The sequence below is a fragment of the Acidiphilium sp. JA12-A1 genome (genome assembly GCF_000724705.2).
GTDB classification, from domain to species: Bacteria; Pseudomonadota; Alphaproteobacteria; order Acetobacterales; family Acetobacteraceae; genus Acidiphilium; species Acidiphilium multivorum.
The window spans coordinates 1-1,225 of record NZ_JFHO01000149.1; the positions used below are offsets into that span (position 1 = coordinate 1).

At 77.8% G+C, this 1,225-nt stretch carries 2 protein-coding genes and 1 pseudogene; all 3 read right to left on the reverse strand.

Translation table 11 applies throughout. The features are described 5' to 3' along the window. A partial coding sequence (locus RT91_RS18705; RefSeq protein WP_035189205.1) for an acylphosphatase occupies positions 1 to 191 on the reverse strand: 191 nt, incomplete at its 3' end. Then, positions 188 to 889, reverse strand: coding sequence for an ATP12 family chaperone protein (locus RT91_RS18710; RefSeq protein WP_012040231.1), 702 nt, complete (start codon positions 887 to 889; stop codon positions 188 to 190). The genes RT91_RS18710 and RT91_RS18705, both read right to left, overlap by 4 nt. 10 nt (positions 890 to 899) lie before the next feature. Further along, positions 900 to 1,225: pseudogene (locus RT91_RS18715) on the reverse strand (AsmA family protein); the annotation flags it as partial.

Consider the following 1,225-nt stretch of genomic DNA (forward strand, 5'->3'; position numbering starts at 1 on the left):
GGGCCGCGGCGGCAGGCGCGCAGCAATTCCTCGACCGCCGGCGCATCCCCGGCGACCAGCGCCTCGAGCGTGCCGTCCGCCCGGTTGCGGACCCAGCCGGCCAGGGCCAGGCGGCGGGCGCGCGTCACCATCCAGTCGCGGAACCCGACACCCTGGACGCGGCCCGACAGGATCAGATGCTTCGCGATCATGACCGGGCGAGATTAACGAACCGGGCGGCGCTGGCAATCTCCCCGCCGATCCGCGCGCGGCGGGCGGCGGCCTCGGCGTCCTCGCCCCAGAGCCGTTCCTGCCAGCGTTCGTCGAGCGTCGCGCAGTCATGCGCCGCCGCCGGCGCGATCGCGCCCGCCGCGACGGCGAGGCCGAGCACGAGGCTGCCGAGGGCGGGGACGGTGACGCCGAGCCCGGCGAGGCTCCAGGCATCGTGGGTGGCGAGCGCCGCATCGAGGCCGGCGATCGCCTCCGGCGGCTGGTCGATCGCGGTGATGCCGGCGGTGACGGCGAGGCGCGCGCCGAGCGTGGCGCCGGCCCAGTCGAGCCAGGGCTGCCAGAGCCGCGCCTGTTCGGCCACCAGCCCGTCCGGCCCGGTGGCGCGGTAGCAGAGCAGGTCGCTGCGTCCATAGGCGAGCAGGCCGGCGCGCACCGGCGCCGTGTCGGGCGCGATGCGCTCGACGGCGGTGCCGGCGAGGCGGGTGAGCGGCAGGTCGTCGGGGCGGATGTCCTGATCCTTGTCCGGCGCGTCCCACTCGGCGGCGATGGCGCGGGCGAGGGCCTCGGCCGGCACGGCGAGCGGGGCGCCGCCGGGCAGGCGCACCGGCCTGCCATCGAGCGTGATGCCGAAGCCCGTCTCCAGCGCCTGCACGGCGACGGCGCTCCAGATGCGCTTCATCGCCGCGCCGTCAGTGGAACAGCGACTGGAGCAGGTTCTGCGGCCCGCTCACCGCGCCGGGGGCCTGGCCGCTGCCGCTGCCGGTGCCGCCGCCGTTGCCGCCGCCCGTGGCGAGGCCGGCGGTGGTCGGCGCCGGGCCGGGATGGCCCATCCGCGCGAGAGCCAGGGCCGAGGCGCAGCTCTGCGGCGCGGCGGAGCGCGGCGCCAGGCCGAGCTGGCGGGTGATCTGGCCGAACAGGGTCTGCCCGCCGCCCATCTTCTGGCCGGCGGCGGCGATCGCCTGGGCATAGTCGCCGGGCGGGGCGATGCCGGTGGCCGGATGCGCCAGCGTGCCGG